22 protein-coding genes are annotated in these 23,949 nt (G+C 68.8%); 1 reads left to right on the top strand and 21 read right to left on the bottom strand.

Features of this window, described 5'->3' with window-relative positions; all coding sequences use genetic code 11:
* Nucleotides 1-35 precede the first annotated feature (35 nt).
* The gene (locus G9272_RS30525; protein ID WP_171399483.1) at nt 36-1,859 is read left to right on the top strand and encodes a glycoside hydrolase family 18 chitinase; all 1,824 of its coding nucleotides are present in this window, start codon (nt 36-38) and stop codon (nt 1,857-1,859) included.
* Between the two features lie 23 nt (nt 1,860-1,882).
* Here G9272_RS30525 and G9272_RS30520 read toward each other — a convergent pair whose 3' ends face one another.
* The 21 genes from G9272_RS30520 to thrB form a co-directional block, all read right to left on the bottom strand.
* A complete protein-coding gene (locus G9272_RS30520) occupies nt 1,883-2,329 on the bottom strand; it encodes a DUF2550 domain-containing protein (RefSeq protein ID WP_020131174.1) in 447 nt (148 codons plus the stop codon).
* 142 nt (nt 2,330-2,471) lie between these two features.
* Complete coding sequence (locus G9272_RS30515) at nt 2,472-2,846, bottom strand: F0F1 ATP synthase subunit epsilon (RefSeq protein ID WP_057584029.1); 375 nt, start codon at nt 2,844-2,846, stop codon at nt 2,472-2,474.
* Between the two features lie 109 nt (nt 2,847-2,955).
* The gene (gene atpD / locus G9272_RS30510) at nt 2,956-4,392 is read right to left on the bottom strand and encodes a F0F1 ATP synthase subunit beta (RefSeq protein ID WP_171399482.1); all 1,437 of its coding nucleotides are present in this window, start codon (nt 4,390-4,392) and stop codon (nt 2,956-2,958) included.
* Nucleotides 4,392-5,309: a F0F1 ATP synthase subunit gamma gene (locus tag G9272_RS30505; protein WP_171399481.1), complete on the bottom strand. Its 918-nt coding sequence runs from the start codon at nt 5,307-5,309 to the stop codon at nt 4,392-4,394. The genes atpD and G9272_RS30505 overlap by 1 nt, the downstream gene beginning before the upstream one ends.
* Nucleotides 5,310-5,330: 21 nt before the next feature.
* Complete coding sequence (gene atpA, locus G9272_RS30500; protein WP_020131178.1) at nt 5,331-6,920, bottom strand: F0F1 ATP synthase subunit alpha; 1,590 nt, start codon at nt 6,918-6,920, stop codon at nt 5,331-5,333.
* Nucleotides 6,921-7,054: 134 nt separating this feature from the next.
* Nucleotides 7,055-7,876, bottom strand: coding sequence for a F0F1 ATP synthase subunit delta (locus tag G9272_RS30495; RefSeq protein ID WP_171399480.1), 822 nt, complete (start codon nt 7,874-7,876; stop codon nt 7,055-7,057).
* Entirely contained in the window at nt 7,873-8,421 is a 549-nt protein-coding gene (locus G9272_RS30490) for a F0F1 ATP synthase subunit B (protein ID WP_107095541.1), read from the bottom strand. The genes G9272_RS30495 and G9272_RS30490 overlap by 4 nt, the downstream gene beginning before the upstream one ends.
* A 45-nt stretch (nt 8,422-8,466) precedes the next feature.
* Entirely contained in the window at nt 8,467-8,712 is a 246-nt protein-coding gene (locus tag G9272_RS30485; protein ID WP_020131181.1) for an ATP synthase subunit C, read from the bottom strand.
* 74 nt (nt 8,713-8,786) lie between these two features.
* Entirely contained in the window at nt 8,787-9,596 is an 810-nt protein-coding gene (gene atpB / locus G9272_RS30480; RefSeq protein ID WP_020131182.1) for a F0F1 ATP synthase subunit A, read from the bottom strand.
* 222 nt (nt 9,597-9,818) lie between these two features.
* Nucleotides 9,819-10,232 (bottom strand): hypothetical protein, encoded by a 414-nt coding sequence (locus G9272_RS30475; RefSeq protein ID WP_171399479.1) that lies wholly within the window; start codon nt 10,230-10,232, stop codon nt 9,819-9,821.
* A gap of 304 nt (nt 10,233-10,536) precedes the next feature.
* The gene (locus G9272_RS30470; RefSeq protein WP_171399478.1) at nt 10,537-11,877 is read right to left on the bottom strand and encodes an MraY family glycosyltransferase; all 1,341 of its coding nucleotides are present in this window, start codon (nt 11,875-11,877) and stop codon (nt 10,537-10,539) included.
* Between the two features lie 161 nt (nt 11,878-12,038).
* Nucleotides 12,039-13,301, bottom strand: coding sequence for a serine hydroxymethyltransferase (gene glyA / locus G9272_RS30465; RefSeq protein ID WP_171399477.1), 1,263 nt, complete (start codon nt 13,299-13,301; stop codon nt 12,039-12,041).
* 68 nt (nt 13,302-13,369) lie between these two features.
* Nucleotides 13,370-14,047, bottom strand: a complete 678-nt coding sequence (locus tag G9272_RS30460) for a protein-tyrosine-phosphatase (protein WP_171399476.1) — start codon at nt 14,045-14,047, stop codon at nt 13,370-13,372.
* On the bottom strand, nt 14,044-14,691 hold the full coding sequence (locus G9272_RS30455; RefSeq protein WP_171399475.1) for an L-threonylcarbamoyladenylate synthase: 648 nt from the start codon (nt 14,689-14,691) through the stop codon (nt 14,044-14,046). Before G9272_RS30455 ends, G9272_RS30460 begins: the two co-directional genes overlap by 4 nt.
* A gap of 52 nt (nt 14,692-14,743) precedes the next feature.
* The gene (gene prmC, locus G9272_RS30450) at nt 14,744-15,589 is read right to left on the bottom strand and encodes a peptide chain release factor N(5)-glutamine methyltransferase (RefSeq protein ID WP_020131188.1); all 846 of its coding nucleotides are present in this window, start codon (nt 15,587-15,589) and stop codon (nt 14,744-14,746) included.
* A 45-nt stretch (nt 15,590-15,634) separates the two neighbouring features.
* Entirely contained in the window at nt 15,635-16,711 is a 1,077-nt protein-coding gene (prfA, locus tag G9272_RS30445; RefSeq protein WP_171399474.1) for a peptide chain release factor 1, read from the bottom strand.
* A gap of 108 nt (nt 16,712-16,819) precedes the next feature.
* The gene (rpmE, locus tag G9272_RS30440) at nt 16,820-17,044 is read right to left on the bottom strand and encodes a 50S ribosomal protein L31 (protein WP_062642060.1); all 225 of its coding nucleotides are present in this window, start codon (nt 17,042-17,044) and stop codon (nt 16,820-16,822) included.
* Nucleotides 17,045-17,193: 149 nt separating this feature from the next.
* A complete protein-coding gene (locus tag G9272_RS30435; protein ID WP_171399473.1) occupies nt 17,194-18,333 on the bottom strand; it encodes an LCP family protein in 1,140 nt (379 codons plus the stop codon).
* Between the two features lie 169 nt (nt 18,334-18,502).
* Complete coding sequence (locus G9272_RS30430; protein ID WP_171399472.1) at nt 18,503-20,293, bottom strand: trypsin-like serine protease; 1,791 nt, start codon at nt 20,291-20,293, stop codon at nt 18,503-18,505.
* 135 nt (nt 20,294-20,428) lie between these two features.
* A complete protein-coding gene (gene rho, locus G9272_RS30425; protein WP_171399471.1) occupies nt 20,429-22,468 on the bottom strand; it encodes a transcription termination factor Rho in 2,040 nt (679 codons plus the stop codon).
* 405 nt (nt 22,469-22,873) lie between these two features.
* A complete protein-coding gene (gene thrB / locus G9272_RS30420; RefSeq protein ID WP_171399470.1) occupies nt 22,874-23,818 on the bottom strand; it encodes a homoserine kinase in 945 nt (314 codons plus the stop codon).
* Nucleotides 23,819-23,949: the final 131 nt, after the last annotated feature.

Below are 23,949 nucleotides of genomic sequence, written 5' to 3'. Positions count from 1 at the left end.
GTCACGCCCCCCGACTCCCCCCGAGGAGGCGCAGGATGCGCTTCAGACACAGAGCCGCGGCAGGGTTCGCGACGCTGTTGCTCCCGCTGGCCGGCCTGGTCGGCCTCGCGAGCCCCGCTCAGGCCGCCACGACCGCCACCGCCACCTACACCAAGGCATCGGACTGGGGCACCGGCTTCGAGGGCAGGTGGACGGTGAAGAACACCGGCACCACCGCCATCAGTTCATGGACGGTCGAGTGGGACTTCCCCTCCGGCACCTCCGTCACCTCCGCCTGGGACGCCGACGTCACGTCCTCCGGCACCCACTGGACCGCCAAGAACAAGTCCTGGAACGGCACCCTCGCCGCAGGCGCCTCCGTCTCCTTCGGCTTCAACGGCGCGGGCTCCGGCTCCCCGTCCAACTGCAAACTCAACGGCGACAGCTGCGACGGCACGACGGTCCCGGGCGACGCCTCCCCGTCCGCCCCGGGCACCCCGACCGCCTCCGCCCTCACCGACACCTCGGTGAAGCTGACCTGGTCCGCCGCCACCGACGACAAGGGCGTCAAGAACTACGACGTCCTGCGTGACGGCGCCAAGGTCGCCACGGTCACGACGACCTCGTACACCGACACCGGTCTGACCGCCGGGACCGACTACTCCTACACCGTCCAGGCCCGTGACACCGCCGACCAGACCGGCCCGGTCAGCGGCGCGGTCGCGGTCCACACCACGGGCGGCACCACCACTCCCCCGACCACCGGCTCCAAGGTCAAGCTCGGCTACTTCACCGAGTGGGGCATCTACGGCCGCAACTACAACGTCAAGAACCTGGTGACGTCCGGTTCGGCCGCGAAGATCACGCACATCAACTACGCCTTCGGCAACGTCACAGGCGGCCAGTGCGCGATCGGCGACTCCTACGCCGACTACGACAAGGCCTTCACCGCGGACCAGTCGGTCAGCGGCGTCGCCGACACCTGGGACCAGCCGCTGCGCGGCAACTTCAACCAGCTGCGCCAGCTGAAGGCCAAGTACCCGAACATCAAGGTGCTGTGGTCCTTCGGCGGCTGGACCTGGTCCGGTGGCTTCGCCCAGGCCGCCGCCAACCCGGCCGCGTTCGCGCAGTCCTGCTACAACCTGGTCGAGGACCCGCGCTGGGCCGACGTCTTCGACGGCATCGACATCGACTGGGAGTACCCGAACGCCTGCGGCCTGTCCTGTGACACCAGCGGGGCGGCGGCCTACAAGAACCTGATGCAGGCCCTGCGCGCCAAGTTCGGCACGGGCAACCTGGTCACCGCCGCCACCACCGCCGACGGCTCCTCCGGCGGCAAGATCGACGCGGCCGACTACGCGGGCGCGGCGGCGTACGTCGACTGGTACAACGTGATGACGTACGACTTCTTCGGCGCCTGGGCGGCCCAGGGCCCGACGGCCCCGCACTCCCCGCTCACCTCGTACAGCGGCATCCCGCAGGCCGGATTCACCACGGCCGACGCGATGGCCAAGTTCAAGGCGAAGGGCGTACCCGCGAGCAAGCTGCTCATCGGCATCGGTTTCTACGGCCGCGGCTGGACCGGTGTCACCCAGGACGCCCCGGGCGGCACGGCCACGGGCCCGGCGGCCGGCACCTACGAGCAGGGCATCGAGGACTACAAGGTCCTCAAGACGTCCTGCCCGGCCACCGGCACCATCGCCGGCACGGCGTACGCGAAGTGCGGCAGCAACTGGTGGTCCTACGACACCCCGGCCACCATCGCCGGGAAGATGACCTGGGCCAAGAACCAGGGTCTGGGCGGCGCGTTCTTCTGGGAGTTCAGCGGAGACACCAGCAACGGTGAACTGGTGAGCGCCATCAACAGCGGACTGTCGTAACCGTCGTAGAAATGTTCGTGTGATCAAGCGACATTGACGCGCTGACCGGGCGGGGCTGCTTCCAGCCAAGCGAGGAAACCGGTCAGCGCGTCTTCGCTCATCGCGAGTTCGAGGCGCGTGCCCCGGTGCACACAGGTGAGGATCACCGCGTCGGACAGCAGCGCCAGCTCCTCCTCGCCCTCGGGAAGACGGCGGCCGGCCACCTCGATCGAGCCGCGCTCCAGGACCCGGCGCGGGCGGTAGGCGTACGAGAAGACGCGGTACCACTCGATGCGGTCGCCGTTGTAGCGGGCGACCCCGTAGCTCCAGCCTTTTCCGCTCGTGTCCGGTTTCTCGGAGACGTCCCAGCGCAGGGAACAGTCGAAGGTGCCGCCGGACCGCTGGATGAGTCTGCGGCGCAGGCCGAAGACGAACAACCCCAGCGCCACCAGGGCCACGACGATTCCGCACACAGTCAGAGCGAGGACCATCGACACCGACCTCCTCGTCTCCTAGGTACCGAAAATAGGTAACGGAACGGAAAAAACATCCATATCTGCCTCAGCCGCGGTCGGCTCCGGATTGCTCCGGTGCCGACCGCGGCTGAGTGACGTCAAGCGGTTACACGCTGGCTCAGCGCGAGGCCGCCGCACGCAGTCGTACGTCCGCGCGACGCTCGGCGGCTGCATCGCCCTCCGCCTTCGCGCGCTCGAGTTCCCGCTCCACGCGCTGGACGTCGATCTCGTCCGAAAGCTCGGCGATCTCGGCCAGCAGTGACAGCTTGTTGTCCGCGAACGAGATGAAACCGCCGTGCACCGCGGCGACGACCGTTCCACCATCACTCGTACGGATGGTCACCGGGCCCGACTCCAGCACACCGAGCAGCGGCTGGTGACCGGGCATGACGCCGATGTCGCCCGACGTGGTGCGCGCGACGACCAGGGTGGCCTCGCCGGACCAGACCTCTCGGTCGGCCGCGACCAGCGCGACGTGCAGCTCAGCAGCCAAGGTGGCTCCTCGGGTCACCACCCGGCGGATCTGCCGGGTGTTGGTTACAAGTCTAGTGGGCGTACGAAGAGGGGCGGGACGCGCCCGCCCCTCTTCAAGAGCACGAGGCTCAGGAGACGCCGAGCTCCTTGGCGTTGGCCTTGAGGTCCTCAATGCCACCGCACAGGAAGAACGCCTGCTCCGGGAAGTGGTCGTACTCGCCGTCGATGATCGCGTTGAACGCGGTGATCGACTCGTCCAGCGGGACGTCCGACCCGTCGACGCCGGTGAACTGCTTGGCGACGTGGGTGTTCTGCGACAGGAAGCGCTCCACGCGACGGGCACGGTGGACGGTGAGCTTGTCCTCCTCGCCCAGCTCGTCGATACCGAGGATCGCGATGATGTCCTGGAGGTCCTTGTACTTCTGGAGGACCGTCTTGACGCGCATCGCGGTGTTGTAGTGGTCCGCCGCGATGTAGCGGGGGTCCAGGATGCGGGACGTGGAGTCCAGCGGGTCCACGGCCGGGTAGATGCCCTTCTCGGAGATCGGACGGGAGAGAACCGTCGTCGCGTCGAGGTGGGCGAACGTGGTGGCCGGGGCCGGGTCGGTCAGGTCGTCCGCGGGGACGTAGATCGCCTGCATCGAGGTGATCGAGTGACCACGGGTCGAGGTGATGCGCTCCTGGAGGAGACCCATCTCGTCGGCCAGGTTCGGCTGGTAGCCCACCGCGGAGGGCATGCGGCCGAGCAGGGTCGAGACCTCGGAACCGGCCTGGGTGAAGCGGAAGATGTTGTCGATGAAGAACAGCACGTCCTGCTTCTGCACATCGCGGAAGTACTCCGCCATGGTCAGACCGGCCAGGGCCACGCGCAGACGAGTGCCCGGGGGCTCGTCCATCTGGCCGAAGACCAGGGCGGTCTTGTCGATGACGCCCGACTCCGCCATCTCCTCGATGAGGTCGTTGCCCTCACGGGTGCGCTCGCCGACACCGGCGAACACGGAGACACCGTCGTGGTTGTTGGCGACGCGGTAGATCATCTCCTGGATGAGCACCGTCTTGCCGACGCCGGCACCACCGAACAGACCGATCTTGCCGCCCTTGACGTACGGGGTCAGCAGGTCGATGACCTTGACGCCGGTCTCGAACATCTCGGTCTTCGACTCGAGCTCGTCGAAGTTGGGGGCCTTGCGGTGGATGGACCAGCGCTCGCCCTCGTACTGCTCGTCGACGTTCAGCACCTCACCGAGGGTGTTGAACACCTTGCCCTTGGTGAAGTCGCCGACCGGAACGGTGATGCCGTTGCCGGTGTCGGTGACCGGGGCCTGGCGGACCAGACCGTCGGTGGGCTGCATGGAGATCGTGCGGACCAGGCCGTCACCCAGGTGCTGGGCGACCTCCAGGGTCAGCGTCTTCTTCTCGCCGTCCTTCGCCGGGTCGGCGACCTCGACGTGAAGGGCGTTGTAGATCTCCGGCATGGCGTCGACGGGGAATTCCACGTCGACGACCGGGCCGATGACCCGGGCGACGCGGCCCGTGGCAACGGCCGTCTCAACTGTCGTCGTCATTACCTGTCACTCCCCGCGGTCGCGTCGGCCAGGGCTGCGGAGCCACCGACGATCTCGCTGATTTCCTGGGTGATTTCGGCCTGGCGGGCCGCGTTGGCAAGGCGGGAGAGCGTGTTGATCAAGTCTCCCGCGTTGTCGGTCGCCGACTTCATCGCACGGCGCGTGGCGGCGTGCTTGGAGGCAGCCGACTGGAGCAGAGCGTTGTAGATACGACTCTCGACGTACCGAGGCAGCAGGGCGTCGAGGACGTCCTCCGCCGACGGCTCGAAGTCGTACAGCGGAAGGATCTCGCCCTTCGGCGCCGACTCCTTGGCCACCTCGTCGAGGCTGAGCGGCAGCAGACGGTCGCCGAGCGCCGTCTGCGTCATCATCGAGACGAACTCGGTGAAGACGATGTGGAGTTCGTCCACGCCGCCGTCCGCCGTCTCCTTCTCGATGGCCTCGATCAGCGGACCCGCGACCTTCTTCGCGTCCGCATAGGTGGGCTCGTCGGTGAAGCCCGACCACGACTCCGCGACCTTGCGCTCGCGGAAGTTGTAGTGGGCCAGACCGCGGCGGCCGACGATGTACGTGTCGACCTCCTTGCCCTCCGCCTCAAGCCGCGCCGTCAGCTGCTCGGCGGCCTTGATGGCGTTGGAGTTGAAGGCGCCGGCCAGTCCGCGGTCGCTCGTGAGGAGCAGCACCGCGGCACGGGTCGCCGTCTCCGCCTCCGTGGTCAGCGGGTGCTTGGTGTTCGAGCCGGTACCGACCGCCGTGACCGCGCGGGTGAGCTCGGTCGCGTACGGCGTGGAGGCCGCCACCTTGCGCTGTGCCTTGACGACACGCGAGGCGGCGATCATCTCCATCGCCTTGGTGATCTTCTTGGTCGCGGTGACGGATCGGATGCGACGCTTGTAGACCCGGAGCTGGGCTCCCATGAGTCAGGTCCCTTCCTTACGTCACTTGGCCGCGGCCGGGGCGTCCTCGCCGAGAAGCTTGCCGTCCGAGGTCTCGAACTGCTTCTTGAACTCGGCGATCGCGTCGGCAATGGCGATGAGGGTGTCGTCCGACATCTTGCCGCCCTCCTTGATGGAGGTCATGAGGCCCTGCTCCTTGCGGTGCAGGTACTCCAGGAGCTCCTTCTCGAAGCGGCGGACGTCGGCGACCGGAACGTCGTCCATCTTGCCGGTGGTACCGGCCCACACGGAGACGACCTGGTCCTCGGTCGGCATCGGCTGGTACTGAGCCTGCTTGAGCAGCTCGACCAGGCGCTGACCGCGCTCCAGCTGGGACTTCGACGCGGCGTCCAGGTCGGAACCGAAGGCGGCGAACGCCTCCAGCTCACGGTACTGGGCGAGGTCGAGGCGGAGGCGGCCGGAAACCTGCTTCATCGCCTTGTGCTGCGCGGAACCACCGACTCGGGAGACGGAGATACCGACGTTCAGCGCGGGGCGCTGACCGGCGTTGAACAGGTCCGACTCCAGGAAGCACTGGCCGTCGGTGATGGAGATGACGTTGGTCGGGATGAACGCCGAGACGTCGTTGGCCTTCGTCTCGACGATCGGCAGACCCGTCATCGAGCCGGCGCCCAGGTCGTCGGAGAGCTTCGCGCAGCGCTCCAGCAGACGGGAGTGCAGGTAGAAGACGTCGCCCGGGTAGGCCTCACGGCCCGGCGGGCGGCGCAGCAGCAGCGACACGGCGCGGTAGGCGTCGGCCTGCTTCGAGAGGTCGTCGAAGATGATGAGGACGTGCTTGCCCTCGTACATCCACTGCTGACCGATGGCCGAACCGGTGTACGGCGCCAGGTACTTGAAGCCGGCCGGGTCGGACGCCGGGGCGGCGACGATGGTCGTGTACTCCAGCGCGCCGGCCTCTTCGAGGGCGCCACGCACGGAGGCGATGGTCGAGCCCTTCTGGCCGATGGCGACGTAGACGCAGCGGACCTGCTTCTTCACGTCACCGGAGCGCCAGTTGTCGCGCTGGTTGATGATCGTGTCGACGGCCAGGGCGGTCTTGCCGGTCTGGCGGTCACCGATGATCAGCTGACGCTGACCACGGCCGACCGGGGTCATCGCGTCGACGGCCTTGTAGCCGGTCTCCATCGGCTCGTGGACCGACTTACGGGCCATGACACCCGGAGCCTGGAGCTCCAGGGCACGGCGGCCGGACGTCTCGATCTCGCCGAGGCCGTCGATCGGGTTGCCGAGCGGGTCGACGACACGGCCGAGGTAGCCCTCGCCGACGGCGACGGACAGGACCTCTCCCGTGCGGGTGACCGGCTGGCCCTCCTCGACGCCGCTGAACTCGCCGAGGATGACGGTACCGATCTCGCGCTCTTCGAGGTTGAGCGCGAGGCCGAGGGTGCCGTCCTCGAACTTCAGCAGTTCGTTGGCCATGGCCGAGGGAAGGCCCTCGACCTTCGCGATGCCGTCGCCGGCAAGGGTGACCGTACCGACCTCCTCGCGCGAGGCCGCGTCCGGCTTGTACGACTGGACAAAGTTCTCCAGCGCATCCCGGATCTCCTCCGGCCGGATCGTGAGCTCCGCCATCTGGGTTCCCTGCTCTCCTTGTTGGGCCCGAAGTTTCACTTTGGGGGGATGGGGACTCCCCCCTGAAAGAGGTGAATCCTCTGCACGGCCCAACCAGGGCCGCCATCAGTTCGTACTGCGGTCTTGAGTTGCTGCTAGCTCGCCATGCGGCGGGCGGCGTCCTCGATGCGGTCCGCGAGGGAGCCGTTGATCACCTCGTCACCGACCTGCACCCGGATCCCGCCGAGGACCGCGGGGTCCACGTCGAGGTTGAGGTGCATCGGGCGGCCGTAGAGCTTGGCGAGAGCGGCGCCGAGGCGCTGCTTCTGCGGGTCGCTCAGCGGTACCGCCGAGGTGACGACGGCGACCATGCGGTCCCGGCGCTCCGCGGCGAGCCGGGACAGGGACTCGAGGCCCGCTTCCAGGCTACGTCCCCGGGGCGCGGTCACGAGGCGCGTCACCAGTCGCTCGGTGGCCGCGTCGGCCCGGCCGCCGAGCAGGCTGCGCAGCAGCTCGCTCTTGGCCGAGGCGGTGGCCTTCCGGTTGGTCAGTGCGGCGCGCAGCTCGGTGTTCGAGGAGACGATCCGTCCGAAGCGGAACAGCTCGTCCTCGACGTTGTCGAGCCTGCCGGCCTTCTGCGCGGCGGTGAGGTCGGCGATGTTCGCCAGCTCCTCCAGCACGTCCACCAGGTCGCGGGACTGCGACCAGCGGGAACGCACCGTGCCGGACACCAGGTCGGCGGTGGCGCCGCTGATCTGGGCGCCGAGCAGGCGCTGGGCCAGCTCGGCCTTGGCCTCGCCGGCCTGCGCCGGGTCGGTGAGGACCCGACGCAGCGAGACCTCGCGGTCGAGCAGCGCGGTGACGGCCGCCAGCTCGTCGGCGAGCTGCGCCGCGTCCACGGACGTGGAGTCCGTCAGCGCGTCGAGACGCTCACGGGCTGCTGCGAATGCCTCGCGGCTCGCTCCGTGTGCGGTCATCGAGATGCCTCGGCCTTCTCCTCGAGGTCGTCGAGGAAGCGGTCGATGACACGGCTCTGGCGGGCGTGGTCGTCGAGGGACTCCCCGACGAGCTTGCCGGCCAGGTCGGTGGCGAGCTTGCCGACGTCCTGACGCAGCGCGGACGCGGCGGCCTTGCGGTCCGCCTCGATCTGGCTGTGTCCGGCGGCGACGATCTCCTCGCGCTGGCGCTGGCCTTCCGCACGCATCTCGGTGATGAGTGCGGCGCCCTGCTCCTGCGCCTCCTGGCGCAGCCGCGCGGCCTCGTGACGGGCCTCGGCGAGCTGGGCCTTGTACTGCTCCAGGACGCTCTGGGCCTCAGTGCGAGCAATCTCGGCCTGTTCGATCCCGCCCTCGATGGCTTCGCGACGCTCTTCCAGAACCTTGTTGATGTTCGGAAGGAGCTTCTTGCCCAGGACGAAGAACACGATCGCGAACGCGATCAGACCGATGACGAGCTCGGGGATCTCCGGGATCAGAGGATTCTGGGCCTCCTCCTCAGCCGCGATTTGCAGCAAGGGCGAGATCACATCAGTTCCTTCCGTGGAATTCTCTCGTCGGCGATGACCGGATCAGGACGTCGGGTAGACGAAGCCCATGACCAGACCGATCAGGGCGAGCGCCTCACAGAGGACGAAGCCGAGGATCTGGTTCTGACGGATCAGGCCGGCGGCCTCGGGCTGGCGAGCCAGCGCCTGGGTGCCGTTACCGAAGATGATGCCAACGCCGACGCCGGGGCCGATGGCCGCGAGACCGTAGCCGATGGCAGCGAGGTTGCCCTTGATTTCGACCGCGGCGAGGGTGTCGAGAGCGGACATGCCGTAACTTCCTTCTCTTTACACAGGCCGGTGGGGGTTGGCCACCGGAAGTTCAGGGGATGTTGAGCAGGTGCTCAGTGGTGCTTGGCGAGCGCGCCCTGGATGTAGCTACAGGACAGGAGGATGAAGACGTAGGCCTGGAGGGCCTGGATGAACAGCTCGAAGACCGTCATCACGATGACCATCAGGAACGAGACCGCCGAGTAGGCGATGCCGATGCCGTTGAGCAGGTACCAGGTCCCGATGGTGAAGATCAGGATCAGGACGTGCCCGGCGAACATGTTGGCGAAGAGCCGGACGGCGTGGGTGAACGGCCGGATGAACACGTTCGACAGGAACTCGAAGAACATGACCATCGGGAACACCGGGCCGAGCGACGGGTCGTAGCCGGTGATGTTCTTCCAGCCGCCGATGAACCCGTGGCGCTTGAACGTCACGCTCATCCACACGATGTAGACGAGGGCCGCGAGACCGACCGGGAACGCGATGACCGCGGTGGCCGGGAACTGCGCGATCGGGACGATCGACCACAGGTTCATGATCCAGATGAAGAAGAACAACGAGAACATCAGCGGGACGTACTTCTCGCCCTCGCGCTTGCCGATCGTCTCGTACACGACCCCGCGACGGACGAAGTCGTAGCCCGCCTCGCCGACCATCTGGAGCTTGCCGGGAATCAGCTTCGGCTTGTTGAAGGCCGCCCAGAAGAATCCGATGACGATGACGGTGCTCACCAGCGAGAGCAGCATCGGCTTGTTGAATTCGATGCCGCCGACGGTGAAGAGCGGTTCGAAGAGGAACGAGTGCAGGCCGGGGGTCGGGAAACCGCACCCGTCGAAAATATGACAGTCGGTCTCGAAGGCGAGCGTCTTGGCGTTACTCACCGCGAGCTCCTTCAGCGTGGCGCATGGGTACGGCAACCTCGATGTGTCGGCGCGGCCTGCGACCGCGGGACGGCACTGGACTGGACTTGCGGATGTGGGGGCGGCTACTGGGCTCCGAACCGTGAGACGTCACAGGCTCGACTGCCGCCCGCGCCAGCTCTGCCGCAGTTGTGGCGAGACCATAGCAAAAGAGCGGAAGTCCCTTTACACCGGCCCTACAGGTCACGACGACGCCCGAGCGGAATCCGGCTCGACGTAGAGGATCTTGGCCTTCATGTGCGAGACCACCTGGGCGGCGATCCACACCAGGGTGGCCGCCAGCAGCGTGAACGCGAAGCATTTCGGGTTGAAGGCCGAGGTCCCCTTGAACGTGATCAGCACGATCATCAGCAGCAGGATCTGGGTGGTGTAGAGCAACAGCCCCATCGATTGGAACAGATGGGGAAGCTGGCGCGCGGTGCGCAGCAGCACCACCAGACCGCCGCCCATGAACAGCAGGACGAGAGCCGCACCGAACACGGCGCCGAGCGCTCCCTTGCCGCCGGCAACGGCGGCACTCACCGCGACTCCCGCCACACCCGCGGTTGCGGTGGGCAGGGCACAGTGCAGGAGTGTTCGTACGTCGTTGGACTGCATGGCGGCAACTCCGCATTCAAGGGGGGCAGGGTGTCGTCATGGACGAGCGTAGTCCCGGCCCGAGGGGCGAGAGACCTCACGCCACCTCACTCCAATGAACCGTCGTAGTGCGGTCCTTCGGCTCTGTCCGGGGGGTTCTCGTGAACCGTATCACAAACTATTTGATGAGGTCTTTACCTGGCAGGTGTGCTCGCTGTCACACATGAGAGTGACAGTGCGCGTCTGTGCAGAAACCGGGAGGGCTTGTCTGGTATTGGGGGGCTTTGCCCTCCATCGGTTCTCCCACGACTTGGCAATGCTCTAGTCAGATTCTTACCTTGGAGCTGCCCCGGCCACCGATCGCGGTGGCCCCGTTCGCCCCCGAAACCCCCACCGTGACAGGGCTCTGCGCGTCGACGGCAGCGGGCTGCTCGGGACCGGTCGACCCGTACTGCCCGGCCGGGGCCTCGGTCTCCTGCGCCTCGGCCGCCAGCCCGCCCCGGCGCCGGTAACGCGGCGGCACGAAGGCCTCGGCCCAGCGCGGGGTGCGCGGCCGGAAGCGCGGCAGCAGAAGCAGCGCCAGACCGATCGCACTGAGGATCACGACACCGAGGACGATCCACATGGAAGCCGCGTTGACGGAGTAGGTGAGCGCGCCGAACGCGATCAGCGCCGACCAGAAGTACATGATCAGCACCGCGCGGCTGTGCGAGTGGCCGATCTCCAGCAGCCGGTGGTGCAGGTGCCCGCGGTCCGCGGCGAACGGCGACTGACCGCGCCAGGTGCGGCGCACGATCGCCAGGATCAGGTCGGCGGCCGGGATCGCGATGATCGTCAACGGCATCAGCAGCGGGATGTAGACCGGCACCATCTGGTGCACCGCGTTGCGCTCGGAGCCGGAGAACAGCCGCATGATGTCCGGGTCGACCTGCCCCGTGACGGAGATCGCGCCCGCCGCCAGCACCAGCCCGATCAGCATCGAGCCGGAGTCGCCCATGAAGATCCGCGCAGGATGCATGTTGTGCGGCAGGAAGCCCAGGCACATGCCCATCAGGATCGCCGCGAACAGCGTCGCCGGCGCGGCGGCCTCGATGCCGTACGAGTACCAGATGCGGTAGGCGTACATGAAGAACGCCGCCGAGGCGATGCACACCATGCCCGCCGCCAGGCCGTCGAGGCCGTCCACGAAGTTGACCGCGTTGATCGTGATGACCACCAGCGCGACCGTCAGCAGGGTGCCCTGCCACTGGGTCAGCGCGACCGTGCCGACCAGCGGCACCGGCAGCCACAGGATGGTCAGACCCTGCATGACCATGACGCCGGCGGCGATCATCTGGCCGCCCAGCTTGATCAGGGCGTCGATCTCGAACTTGTCGTCCAGGACACCGATCAGCCAGATCAGCGCGGCCCCCGAGAGCAGGGCGCGCGGCTCGTTCGACTTCTCGAAGACCTCGTTGAGGTTGGTGAGGTGGTCGGCGACCAGCAGACCGGCGCACAGGCCGAAGAACATGGCGATCCCGCCGAGCCGCGGAGTGGGTTCCCGGTGCACGTCACGGGCCCTGATCTCCGGCATCGCTCCGGCCACGATCGCGAACTTCCGTACCGGCCCTGTCAGCAGATACGTCACCGCGGCCGTGATGCAGAGCGTCAGCAGGTATTCACGCACGGGCTTCCCCACAGGTCTCGCTGGCCATCTCAGTCCCACACCCTAGCGATCGACTACCGCACGGCGCATATGTGTGAGGACTTCCGGGTAGTGACGATGGTTTCACGTGAGGCTGTGCGCGGGGACGCACGAGGGTGTGTACGCGACACGCCTGCCCCGTTTCAGCCCGGATACGGCGGGAACGCCAGGGCCAGCTCGCGCACCTCCTCGCGGGCCTTCCTGCTCTCGACCTCGTCCCGCAGCACCCCCGCCAGCAGTGCCGCGACCCGCGCCATCTCCTCCTCCCCCATGCCCTGTGTGGTCAGCGCCGCGGTGCCCAGGCGCAGGCCACGGACGTGGGCGGCGGTGACATCCGCGCCCGAGACATGCGGGAGGGCGCAGCAGTCCAGCACCATCCCGGCGGCCGCGAGCAGCCCGCGCGCGGTGCGCCCGTCGACGCCGAGCGGTGCCGGGTCGGCGGTGATGAGGTGGGTGTCCGTCCCGCCGGTCGTGACGGTCAGCCCCTCCGCCTCCAGAGCCGCCGCGAGAACCCTCGCATTGGCGACCACCTGATGGGCGTACACGGAGAACGCCGGGGTGGCCGCCTCGCCGAACGCGACCGCCTTCGCGGCGATGGTGTGCATCTGCGCGCCGCCCTGGGTGAACGGGAAGACCGCCCGGTCCACCCGCTCGGCGAGCTCGCCGCCGCACAGGAGCATCCCGCCGCGCGGCCCGCGCAGCACCTTGTGCGTGGTCGCGCAGACGAGGTCGGCGTACGGCACCGGACTGGGCGCCGCTCCCCCGGCGACGAGCCCGATGGGATGGGCGGCGTCGGCGATCAGATAGGCGCCCGTCTCGTCGGCGACCTCGCGGAAGAAGGCGTAGTCGATGTGGCGCGGGTAGGCGGTGGACCCGCACACGATGGCCTTGGGCCGGTGTCCCCGGGCCAGGGTACGGACCTGCTCGTGATCGATGAGCCCGGTCTCCGCGTCCACCCCGTAGGGGATGAAGTCGAACCAGCGGCCGGAGAAGTTGGCCGGCGAGCCGTGCGTGAGATGCCCGCCGTCGGGCAGCCCCAGCGCCAGGACGGTGTCGCCGGGCCGGAGCAGCGCGGCGTAGGCGGCCAGCATCGCGGAGGAGCCCGAGTGGGCCTGCACATTGGCGTGTTCGGCGCCGAACAGCGTCCTGGCGCGGTCCACGGCGATCCGCTCGGCGATGTCGACGATCTCGCAGCCGCCGTGGTACCGGGCCCCCGGATAGCCCTCCGCGTACTTGTTGGCGAGCGACGAGCCGAGCGCGGCCAGCACGGCGGGCGAGGTGAAGTTCTCGGCGGCGATCAGCTGGAGCGTCGACGCCTGCCGCTCCCGTTCCCCGAGCAGGATCTCGGCCAGCTCGGGGTCCTGCCGGCGCAGGACATCGGTCTCGGGGACATGGGTGACCGACATGATGTGCTCCGGGCGTCGACGGTGACGTACGTCCAATGTAGGCCCGGGCCGGGGGGCGCGCGCGGTCGCTACATCCTCGCGGGAACCCCGGTGAGAGCGGTGACGACCGGATCCAGGGCCTGGTGTATCTCGTCACCGATCGAGCGGAAGAACGGCAGGGGCGCCCCGTACGGGTCGTAGACCTCGTCCGCCTCGAGTGTCGGGGCGAGGAGCCACCCGCGTAGCGCAGCCGCCGCGCGCACCAGGGCCCGGGCGCGCATCACCACGCCTTCGTCCAGCGGCGGGAGAGTGGCCGGGTCGATGGCATTCACCAGGCGGGTGAACTCCTTGAGGGTGAAGGTGCGCAGGCCCGCCGAGTGGCCCATGGAGATGACCTGGGCGCGGTGGTCGCGGGTCGCCGTCAGGACCAGGTCGGCCATGATGACGTGCTCGTCGAGGAGCTCGCGGCCGGTGAACCCGGTGGCGTCCGCGCCGAAGTCGGCCAGCACGGTCTCCGCGTTGGCCTCCATGGACGCGCCCTCATGACCCCAGGTGCCCGCGCTCTCCACGATCAGCCCGCGGCCCAGCACCCCGAGCCGCTGCGACACGAAATGCCGGGTCAGCCGCTCGGTGATCGGCGAGCGGCAGACGTTGCCGGTGCTGACGTGGAGGATGCGGAAGCTGTCGCGCGGAAACCCGAACGTCGTCGTCTGTTCCGCGGCACGTTCCCCGTTGCCTATGCCACGCCCCGCGTCAGGGGCTGTCAATTCGCCACCTCGAGGTCGGGTACGACCTTCCGCAGCTCGTCCGCGGAGATCGCGCCCTCACGCAGCAGCAGCGGCACCTCTCGGCTGACGTCGACGATCGAGGAGGGGACGTTGCCGGGGGTCGGGCCGCCGTCGAGGTAGACGGAGACGGAGTCGCCGAGCATCTCCTGGGCGTAGTCGCAGTTCTCCGGCGCCGGGTGCCCGGTGAGGTTCGCCGACGACACCGCCATCGGGCCGACCTCCGTCAGCAGCTCGATGGCGACCGGGTGCAGCGGCATACGGACGGCGACCGTGCCGCGGGTGTCGCCCAGGTCCCACTGGAGGGACGGCTGGTGCTTGGCGACGAGCGTCAGCGCGCCCGGCCAGAACGCGTCGACCAGTTCCCAGGCCATCTCGGAGAAGTCCGTGACGAGCCCGTGCAGCGTGTTCGGGGAGCCGATGAGGACAGGGGTGGGCATGTTGCGGCCCCGGCCCTTGGCCTGGAGGAGGTCGGCGACGGCCTCCGAGGAGAACGCGTCGGCGCCGATGCCGTACACCGTGTCGGTCGGGAGGACCACGAGCTCGCCACGGCGGACGGCGGACGCGGCCTCGCGCAGACCGGTCACGCGGTCGGTCGCGTCGTTGGTGTCGTATCGCCGTGCCATCAGCGGGCCTCCTCGTACACGTACTGCTGCGGGTCGAAAGTGTGGGGACCGCTCATGGCGTCGCCCGGCGGGCGGTCGCGAAGCGCGGGCGCTTGTTGAGGTCGGGGTGATCGGCCGCGTCGGCCCAGCCCCGCTCCTCGGTGAAGATCCACGGCACCTGGCCGCCCTGGGTGTCGGCGTGCTCGATGACGACGACACCGCCGGGACGCAGCAGCCGGTGCGCGGTGCGCTCGATGCCGCGGATCAGGTCGAGGCCGTCCTCCCCCGAGAACAGGGCGAGTTCGGGGTCGTAGTCGCGCGCCTCGGGCGCCACGTACTCCCACTCGGTGAGCGGGATGTACGGGGGGTTGGAGATGACCAGGTCGACCTGGCCGTCGAGGTCGCGGAAGGCGTCCAGGGCGTCTCCCTGACGCAGGTCGACCCTGGACCCCTCCATGTTCTTGCGCGTCCAGCGCAGGGCGTCCTCGGACAGCTCCACGGCGTGCACACGCGAGCGCGGCACCTCCTGGGCGAGGGCGAGCGCGATGGCGCCGCTGCCGGTGCACAGGTCCACGATGCGGGGCTCGACGACGTCCATGGCGCGTACCGCGTCTATGGCCCAGCCGACCACGGACTCGGTCTCGGGGCGCGGTACGAAGACGCCGGGGCCGACCTGGAGCTCCAGGTACCGGAAGAAGGCCCGCCCGGTGATGTGCTGGAGCGGCTCGCGCTGCTCCCGCCGGGCGATGGTCTCCCAGTAACGGGCGTCGAAGTCGGAGTTCTTCACGGAGTGGAGCTCACCGCGCTTCACGCCGTGCACGAACGCGGCGAGCTCCTCCGCGTCGTTGCGCGGCGAGGGCACGCCGGCGTCGGCCAGCCGCTGGGTGGCCTGGGCCACCTCTGCGAGCAGCAGGTTCACGCAAGTCCTCCGTGTCGTACTCGTCGTGCGTACGTCCTACAACGCTTACGCGGCTGCGAGCTTGGCGGCCGAGTCCGCGTCGACGCAGGCCTGGATCACCGCGTCGAGGTCGCCGTCCAGGACCTGGTCCAGGTTGTACGACTTGAAGCCGACGCGGTGGTCCGAGATGCGGTTCTCCGGGAAGTTGTACGTGCGGATCTTCTCGGAGCGGTCGACGGTGCGGACCTGGCTGCGGCGGGCGTCGGCGGCCTCCCGCTCCGCTTCCTCCTGCGCCGCTGCGAGCAGCCTGGAGCGCAGGATACGCATCGCCTGCTCCTTGTTCTGCAACTGGCTCTTCTCGTTCTGGCAGGAGGCGACGACTCCGGTGGGAATGTGCGTGATGCGCACGGCGGAGTCGGTGGTGTTGACGGACTGCCCGCCGGGCCCGGAGGACCGGTAGACGTCGATGCGGAGGTCGTTCGCGTTGATCTCGACGTCGACCTCCTCGGCCTCGGGCGTCACGAGCACACCGGCGGCGGAGGTGTGGATCCGCCCCTGGGACTCGGTCGCGGGGACCCGCTGCACCCGGTGCACGCCGCCTTCGTACTTCATCCGCGCCCAGACGCCCTGCCCGGGCTCGGTGGCGCCCTGTCCGCCCTTGGTCTTCACCGCGACCTGGACGTCCTTGTAGCCGCCCAGCTCGGACTCGGTCGCGTCGATGATCTCGGTCTTCCAGCCGACGCGCTCGGCGTACCGGAGGTACATGCGCAGCAGGTCGCCGGCGAACAGGGCCGACTCGTCGCCGCCCGCGCCCGCCTTGATCTCGAGGATGACGTCCTTGTCGTCGGACGGGTCCCGGGGCACGAGCAGCAGCCGCAGCTTCTCCGTCAGCTCCTCGCGCTGCTTCTCCAGATCCTTGACCTCGGCGGCGAAGTCCGGGTCGGCGGAGGCGAACTCGCGCGCGGTCTCGACGTCGTCCCCGGTCTGCTTCCAGGAGCGGTACGTGCCGACGATGGGCGTCAGCTCGGCGTAGCGCTTGTTCAGCTTGCGCGCGTTGGCCTGGTCGGCGTGGACCGACGGGTCGGCGAGCTTCTTCTCCAGGTCGGCGTGCTCTCCGAGCAGCTCCTCGACGGCCTCGAACATGATGCGCTCCTGAATGACGTGCGTGGGGGAAGGGCGGGCGACCAAAAACGCCGGTCCCGGCGTGCCCCTGGGCGGGGACACTGCCGTGGACCGGCGAAAAGGGGCTCGCTACTTCTTGGAGCCGGCGGGAGCCTTGCCGAAGCGGGCCTCGAAGCGGGCCACACGGCCACCGGTGTCGAGGATCTTCTGCTTGCCCGTGTAGAACGGGTGGCACTCGGAGCAGACGTCGGCGCGGATGGAACCGCTCTCGATCGTGCTACGGGTGGTGAACGAGGCGCCACAGGTGCAGCTGACCTGCGTCTCGACGTACTCGGGGTGGATGTCGCGCTTCAAGGTGTCTCCTAGTTTCGGGAGGGCGCCGGGTCGCTGCCGCGGGATACGACAAACGTGAACCGGAGCCGACGTACCAGTCTGCCAGGACTGGCCGCATCCCCCAAAACCGGGGGGCGGGGGGATCTATTCCCCGGGGTGCGCGAAGGCCCTCAGGAGGACGTCACGACCCCCGCCGCCTCGCCCGTGGCGGTGCCCTCGGTGGCGGCCTTCGGGATGGGCCGGTCGTTCTTCAGGGCCGTCCACACCTGTTCGGCCTTCGCCTTGGCGACGATGACCCGGTTGAGGTTGGACGGGTCGTACCGGACCGGCATCGTGACCATGTTCATGTCGGCGGCGCTGATGCCCTTGAGGCCGTTCGCGAAGGACATCAGGGAGTTCAGCGAGCCGAGCTTGGAGTCGGCCGTGACGGCCTTGGTCGCGGTGTTCGCGAGGTCGTACAGCTTGGTGCCGCTGGTGAACAGGCCGACCTGCTTGACCTGGTTGACCAGGGCCTTGATGAAGGCCTGCTGGAGCTGGATGCGGCCGAGGTCGGAGCCGTCGCCGACGCCGTGCCGGGTGCGGACCAGGCCGAGCGCCTGCTCGCCGGTGAGCGTGTGCGTGCCGGCCTCGAGGTTCAGGTGGCTGTCGGGGTCGTCGATGGCCTTGGTCGTGGTGACCTCGACGCCGCCGAGTTCGTCGATGAGCTTCTCGAAGCCCGAGAAGTCGACTTCCAGGTAGTGGTCCATACGGACGCCGCTGATCGACTCGACCGTCTTCACCGCGCAGGCCGCGCCGCCCGTCGAGTACGCCGAGTTGAACATCACGTCGGACGCGGCGTCGTGCGTGGCACCGCTCGTGTCGGTGCAGGCGGGGCGGTCTATGAGCGTGTCGCGCGGTATGGAGACCACGCTGGCCTTCTTGTGGCCCTCGTACACGTGGATGATCATCGCGGTGTCGGAGCGGGCGCTGCCGTCGTCCGTGCCGCCGCCGAGCTTCTTGTTGGTGCCGGAGCGGGTGTCCGAGCCGAGCACGAGGATGTTCTCGGAGCCGTTGTCGACCTTGGTGGGCCGGTCGGTGCCCAGGGCCTGGTCGATGTCGACGCTCTTGATGTTGCCGTTGAGCTTGAAGTAGAGGTAGCCGACACCGGTGCCGCCCAGCACGAGGACGCCCGCGGCGCTCCATGCGGCGATCAGCACCCCCTTGCGTCGGCCACGCTGCCTGCGGTGGCGCGGGCCATTGCTGCCGGCCGCCCCGCTCGTTGTGCCGGCCTCACCCGGGGTTCCGGGCTCCGGCGTGCTCTCGGCGGACATGTGCTCCTCTGTTCTCGTGCAACCTCACCATCGTCACTCCGCCAGGTCAGACGGGGAAACTCGGGACAGGGTTGCACAACGCGTCGTGCCCGGTCCGCGGTGGACCGGGCACGCTGCGTGACAGGGGCGAGTGAGGTCTACCCCCACTCACCTGCAAGTTCGGCCGGACTCAGCCGAACAGGTCATACTGCTTGAAAGACGTCCCAAGGGAGAGCGCTGCGGAAAAGATCACATTTGTGGCCCCTCCGTTGCCCCGGTACAGGACCAGCTTGCCGGCGGGTGTACGGGCCAGCAGGTCGGCCATACCGTCGCCGTTCACGTCGCCGACCGTGGCGAACGCGTTGTACGTGGTGTTGCTCCAGGTCGCGACCTTGAGGCCGGGCGCGAAGGCGCCCGTGCCGGTCGTGCCCCGGCCCCGGTACAGGTAGACGGCGCCGCTGGTCCTGTTGCGGGCGAGCAGGTCGGCCCGGCCGTCGCCGTTGAAGTCGCCGTGGCCGCGCACGAAGTTGAAGCTGTTCCAGCCCGTGCCGGCCTTCGCGCGGGTGCCGAAGCTGCCGTTGCCCTTGCCCGGGTAGATCCACAAGACGCCGGCGGAGTCCACGGAGAGCAGGTCGGGCAGGTAGTCCCCGGTGACGTCACCGGGGGCGACGATCGACAGGCGGGTCTTCCAGTTGTCGCCGACGAGCTGGGTGGCCCAGGTCTCGCTGGCGGGCACGTAGTGCTTCCAGAAGACGTCCCCGTCGGACGTACGGCGCACGATCAGGTCCTGGTAGCCGTCCCGGTCGAGGTCGGTCTGAAGGAGGAGGTTGTAGCCGCTCCAGGTGCCCCAGGACTGCCGGGCGGCGAGCGTGGTGCCCTTGGAGTCCAACTCGTAGCCGGTCTGGGTGGCCGCGTTGCGCACCCACAGGTCGGCGTTGTGGTCGCCGCTCAGGTTGGTGTCGTCGATGCGCGGGTAGACCGTGCCGACGTACGAGGTGACCTTGCTGAAGACGCTGTACGCGCCGCTCTCGACGCAGTCCTTCACACCCCACGAGACGACGCCCACGATCCGGCCGCCGTAGACCAGCGGACCGCCGGAGTCACCGTTGCAGGCCGAGGTGGTGCCCTCGTCGCTTCCGGTGGCGGGGGTACCCGCGCACACCATGTGGCCCTTGACGAAGTCGGCGCCGTAGGTGTTCGCGCAGGTGGTGTCCGACTGGATCGGCAGCGTGGCCGTCTTCAGCGTCTCGGAGATGTCCTCGTTGGTGGAGGTGGTGCGGCCCCAGCCGTAGACCGTGGCCTTCGTGCCCGCCACGTACGACCCGGTGTTCGCGGGCGTGATCAGCGGGATCGGCGTGGCCTTGACCGGGTTCGGCAGGGTCAGCACGGCGATGTCGTTGTCGATCGTCGAGGCGTTGTACGACCAGTGATTCCACTGGAGCCAGACACCGCTGACGGTGCCGCCGTGCACATCGCCCTCGGACGGCAGCTGCGTGGTGCCGGTGACGATGGCGCCGTGCGCCTTCCAGTCGTAGCCCTTGACGCAGTGCGCGGCGGTGAGGATCTTGGTCGGCGACACGACCGCGCCGCCGCAGAAGAAGCCGATGTCGTCGCTGGTGTTGTCCGGCGTACCGCGATCGTCGCCGTACCAGAGCTGGGCCATCCACGGCGCTTTGGTGATGGTGGTGGTCGTACCACCGATGATCTTCGGGTCGACCGTGGTGGCCTTGGAGCCCGCGGTCAGCGACTCCTTCGACGTCTGCCCCGCGATGTCGTCACCGGCCAGGGCGACGTCGAGCCGCTTCTGGAGCTCCTTCGCCGACGGCGCGGTGGCCCTGGGCGCCGGCGGCGCTTCGGCCGCCTGCGCGGACGAGCTCAGCAGCGCACCGGCGACAGTGGCGGCGAGGCCGACCGCGACCACGGGCAGAGCGATCCGTATCCGGCGTCTGTGCCGACCGCCTCCGGACGTGGGTATACCCACTCGAGTCCCCCCTCGGGATCAAAGTTCGAATCTGAAGAAAGCGTGAAGAGCGAGATCGTATCCCGCCGGTACGACACGAGTGAGGGCCACCCCCTTCAAAGGGGCGGCCCTCACTCGGTGTTCGGCTGAACGACGTCAGTCGTTGTTGCCCGTCGACGGCGTCGTCTTCTGGATCTGCATCAGGAACTCGCCGTTCGACTTCGTCTGCTTCATCTTGTCGAGGAGCAGCTCGATCGCCTGCTGCTGGTCGAGCGCGTGCAGCACCCGGCGCAGCTTCCAGGTGACCGCGAGCTCCTCGTTGCCGAGCAGGATCTCTTCCTTACGGGTACCGGACGCGTCGACGTCCACCGCCGGGAAGATGCGCTTGTCGGCGAGCTTCCGGTCGAGCTTGAGCTCCATGTTGCCGGTGCCCTTGAACTCCTCGAAGATCACCTCGTCCATGCGGGACCCGGTGTCCACCAGAGCGGTGGCGAGGATGGTCAGCGAGCCGCCGTCCTCGATGTTGCGGGCCGCACCGAAGAAGCGCTTCGGCGGGTACAGGGCGGTCGAGTCGACACCACCGGACAGGATGCGGCCGGAGGCCGGGGCGGCGAGGTTGTACGCACGGCCCAGACGCGTGATCGAGTCGAGCAGCACGACCACGTCGTGACCCAGCTCCACCAGACGCTTGGCGCGCTCGATGGCGAGCTCGGCGACCGTGGTGTGGTCCTCGGCCGGGCGGTCGAAGGTCGAGGAGATGACCTCGCCCTTGACCGACCGCTGCATGTCGGTGACTTCTTCCGGACGCTCGTCCACGAGGACGACCATCAGGTGGCACTCGGGGTTGTTGTGCGTGATCGCGTTGGCGATCGCCTGCATGATCATGGTCTTGCCGGTCTTCGGCGGGGCCACGATCAGACCGCGCTGGCCCTTACCGATCGGCGACACGAGGTCGATGATGCGGGTGGTCAGCACGCCCGGGTCCGTCTCCAGACGGAGGCGGTCCTGCGGGTAGAGCGGGGTCAGCTTGTTGAACTCCGGTCGCCCGCGCCCGGAATCGGGCGCCATGCCGTTGGTGGAGTCCAGACGGACCAGCGCGTTGAACTTCTCGCGGCGCTCGCCGTCCTTGGGCTGACGGACCGCGCCGGTGACGTGGTCGCCCTTGCGCAGGCCGTTCTTACGGACCTGGGCGAGCGAGACGTACACGTCGTTGGGGCCCGGCAGGTAACCCGACGTACGGATGAAGGCGTAGTTGTCGAGGATGTCCAGGATGCCCGCGACGGGGATCAGGACGTCATCGTCGGCGACCTGCGGCTCGGCGGCGCCGATCTCGTCACGCCCGCGACGGCCACGGCGGTCGCGGTAACGGCCGCGACGGCCACGCCGGCCATCGCCGAACTCGTCGTCGTCCTGAGGGCCGTTGTCGCGCTGCTGGCGGTCCTGACGGCCACCGCTCTGCTGCTGACCCTGCTGCTGGCCGCCCCGCTGCTGCTGGCCGCCACCCTGCTGGTCGTCGCCCTTGCGACGGTCACCGCGGTCGCCACGCTCACCGCGGTCGCGGCCGCGCTCACGGCGGTCGCGGCGGCGGCCCTCGCCACCGTCGGCGTCGCTCTTGGCGTCGCCCTGCGGCTGAGCCTGGGCCTCGGTCTGCGCCGGGGCGGACGCCTCGGCCTTCGGAGCGGCCTTCGCCTCGGCGACGACCGTCTCCGGGCTGCCCGCGTCGGCGGTGGCGCGGCGGCGACGGCGCTCGGTGGGCGCGTCGTTGCTGGCCGGCTGGCCGGGGATCTCGATCTGCTGCTGGGCCACGGCCTTCTCGGCGGGGGCCTCGGCCTTGGCGGTGTCCGCCTTCTTCTCGACGGCCTCGTCGCCGGTGCGCGCCTTGGAGGTGGCGCGGCGCTTGGGCTTGGTCTCGGCGGCGTCCCCGGCGGGGCTCGTCGTGGCCTTGGGGGCGGCTGCTCCGCCTCCCGCCTGCGCCTCCTTGATGACCTCGATCAGCTGGCTCTTGCGCATACGCGCCGTGCCCCTGATACCGAGGCCGGATGCGACCTGCTGAAGCTCGGCCAGCACCATGCCCTCGAGGCCGGTACCGCGGCGCCGCCGGGAGCCGGCACCGGTGGCAGGCGCGGAGGCGTCCGTGGCGGGCGCGGCAGCTGTCTCCTCGACACGTGCGCCCATCAGATCGGTGGTGTCGCTCACGAAGGGTCCTTCCCTGGAGCGGACGTCGGCCTGTCTGGCTCGGCGACCGGTTGTGCTGTCCGACTTCGGTCCTTGCTGTGGCGAAGCCGGGGCGGTGGTCCGCCAAAGCGGCGGAAGAGAATTTGCTGGTGATGGCGCTACCGCGACGAGCCATGACACTCAGTGTCACGCGGCGTGGTCGCACCAATTCCGGAGCGTGCCCTGTGGACCACTCAGCGTCGCTGTACTGCGTACTGCCCAGGTACGACGTACGGAACGCAGTGCGGCTTGGGGAGCTCCCGGAAGAATGTCTGTCCCGAAGGGGGACACGAAGCACCTCGCCATGGTGGGGTCGGGTGCAGACTTGAGGTTAACACTACCGGATCCAACAAACATTCCCCCTCTCGAAATCCGGCAACCGTGCGCTTAAATGTCGCCGGAGTGGCTGTCACCAGCGGGCGCGAGCGGCAACACGCACGCGCCCTTCAGGTCCAGGGCCAGGCGGTTCGCGGCCCAGTCCGCGCCGGCCGAGGCCTCGATCTTGTCGGCCGTGCCCGCGTCGGCCAGCGCCATCACGGTGGGTCCGGCACCGGAGATGACGGCGGGAATCCCGTCGGCGCGCAGCCTTTCCACCAATGCCGCGCTCTCGGGCATGGCCGGCGCGCGGTACTCCTGGTGCAGACGGTCCTCGGTGGCGGGCAGCAGCAGTTCGGGGCGCCGGGTGAGGGCCTCGACGAGCAGTGCGGCCCGGCCCGCGTTGGCGGCGGCGTCGACGTGCGGGACGGAGCGCGGGAGCAGACCGCGCGCGGTCTCGGTGAGGACCGGCTTCCCGGGCACGAAAACCACCGGAACGATGGAATCGGCGGGCTCCATCCTGATCGCCCGCGCGGCGCCCGCCTCCATCCAGGACAGGGTGAACCCGCCCAGCAGACAGGCCGCCACGTTGTCCGGATGGCCCTCGATCTCGGTCGCGAGCTCGAGCAGGGCCGCGTCGTCGAGCTTGCTCTCGCCGCCTATGGTCACCGCGCGCGCGGCGACGATTCCGGCGCAGATCGCGGCGGAGGAGGAGCCGAGGCCGCGGCCGTGCGGGATGCGGTTGGCGCAGACGATCTCGAGGCCGCGCGGCTGGCCGCCCAGGACGTCGAAGGCGGTGCGCAGGGAGCGGACGAGGAGATGCTTCTCGTCACGCGGCAGCGTCTCGCTGCCCTCCCCCGCGATGTCGATGTGCAGCCCTGAGTCGGCCACCCGGACGACGACGTCGTCGAAGAGCCCCAGCGCGAGGCCGAAGGCGTCGAAGCCCGGGCCGAGGTTGGCGCTGGTGGCGGGAACGCGCACCCGGACGGGGGCGGCGCGGAAGGCGGGACCGGCCATCTCGCGATGACTCTCCTTGAGCTGCGGGACTGTCGAATGACATTCGATATGTACGGGAGACCTGTACGGAGAACCCTGGAGTCCGCGGAGACGACGCGGCTACGACACGGCGACAACGCGGCACTGCGGCA

This window comes from Streptomyces asoensis, assembly GCF_013085465.1.
Lineage (GTDB): Bacteria > Actinomycetota > Actinomycetes > Streptomycetales > Streptomycetaceae > Streptomyces > Streptomyces cacaoi_A.
This window is presented reverse-complemented; position numbering and strand designations above follow the sequence as displayed.

Coding starts and splice junctions, on each gene's coding strand:
- G9272_RS30525 (WP_171399483.1), top strand. CDS start 36: ATGCGCTTCAGACACAGAGCCGCGGCAGGGTTCGCGACGCTGTTGCTC.
- G9272_RS30520 (WP_020131174.1), bottom strand. CDS start 2,329: ATGGTCCTCGCTCTGACTGTGTGCGGAATCGTCGTGGCCCTGGTGGCG.
- atpD (WP_171399482.1), bottom strand. CDS start 4,392: ATGACGACGACAGTTGAGACGGCCGTTGCCACGGGCCGCGTCGCCCGG.
- G9272_RS30505 (WP_171399481.1), bottom strand. CDS start 5,309: ATGGGAGCCCAGCTCCGGGTCTACAAGCGTCGCATCCGATCCGTCACC.
- atpA (WP_020131178.1), bottom strand. CDS start 6,920: ATGGCGGAGCTCACGATCCGGCCGGAGGAGATCCGGGATGCGCTGGAG.
- G9272_RS30495 (WP_171399480.1), bottom strand. CDS start 7,876: ATGACCGCACACGGAGCGAGCCGCGAGGCATTCGCAGCAGCCCGTGAG.
- G9272_RS30485 (WP_020131181.1), bottom strand. CDS start 8,712: ATGTCCGCTCTCGACACCCTCGCCGCGGTCGAAATCAAGGGCAACCTC.
- G9272_RS30475 (WP_171399479.1), bottom strand. CDS start 10,232: ATGCAGTCCAACGACGTACGAACACTCCTGCACTGTGCCCTGCCCACC.
- glyA (WP_171399477.1), bottom strand. CDS start 13,301: ATGTCGGTCACCCATGTCCCCGAGACCGATGTCCTGCGCCGGCAGGAC.
- G9272_RS30455 (WP_171399475.1), bottom strand. CDS start 14,691: ATGGCACGGCGATACGACACCAACGACGCGACCGACCGCGTGACCGGT.
- prfA (WP_171399474.1), bottom strand. CDS start 16,711: ATGTTCGAGGCCGTCGAGGAGCTGCTCGGAGAGCACGCCGACCTGGAG.
- G9272_RS30435 (WP_171399473.1), bottom strand. CDS start 18,333: ATGTCCGCCGAGAGCACGCCGGAGCCCGGAACCCCGGGTGAGGCCGGC.
- thrB (WP_171399470.1), bottom strand. CDS start 23,818: ATGGCCGGTCCCGCCTTCCGCGCCGCCCCCGTCCGGGTGCGCGTTCCC.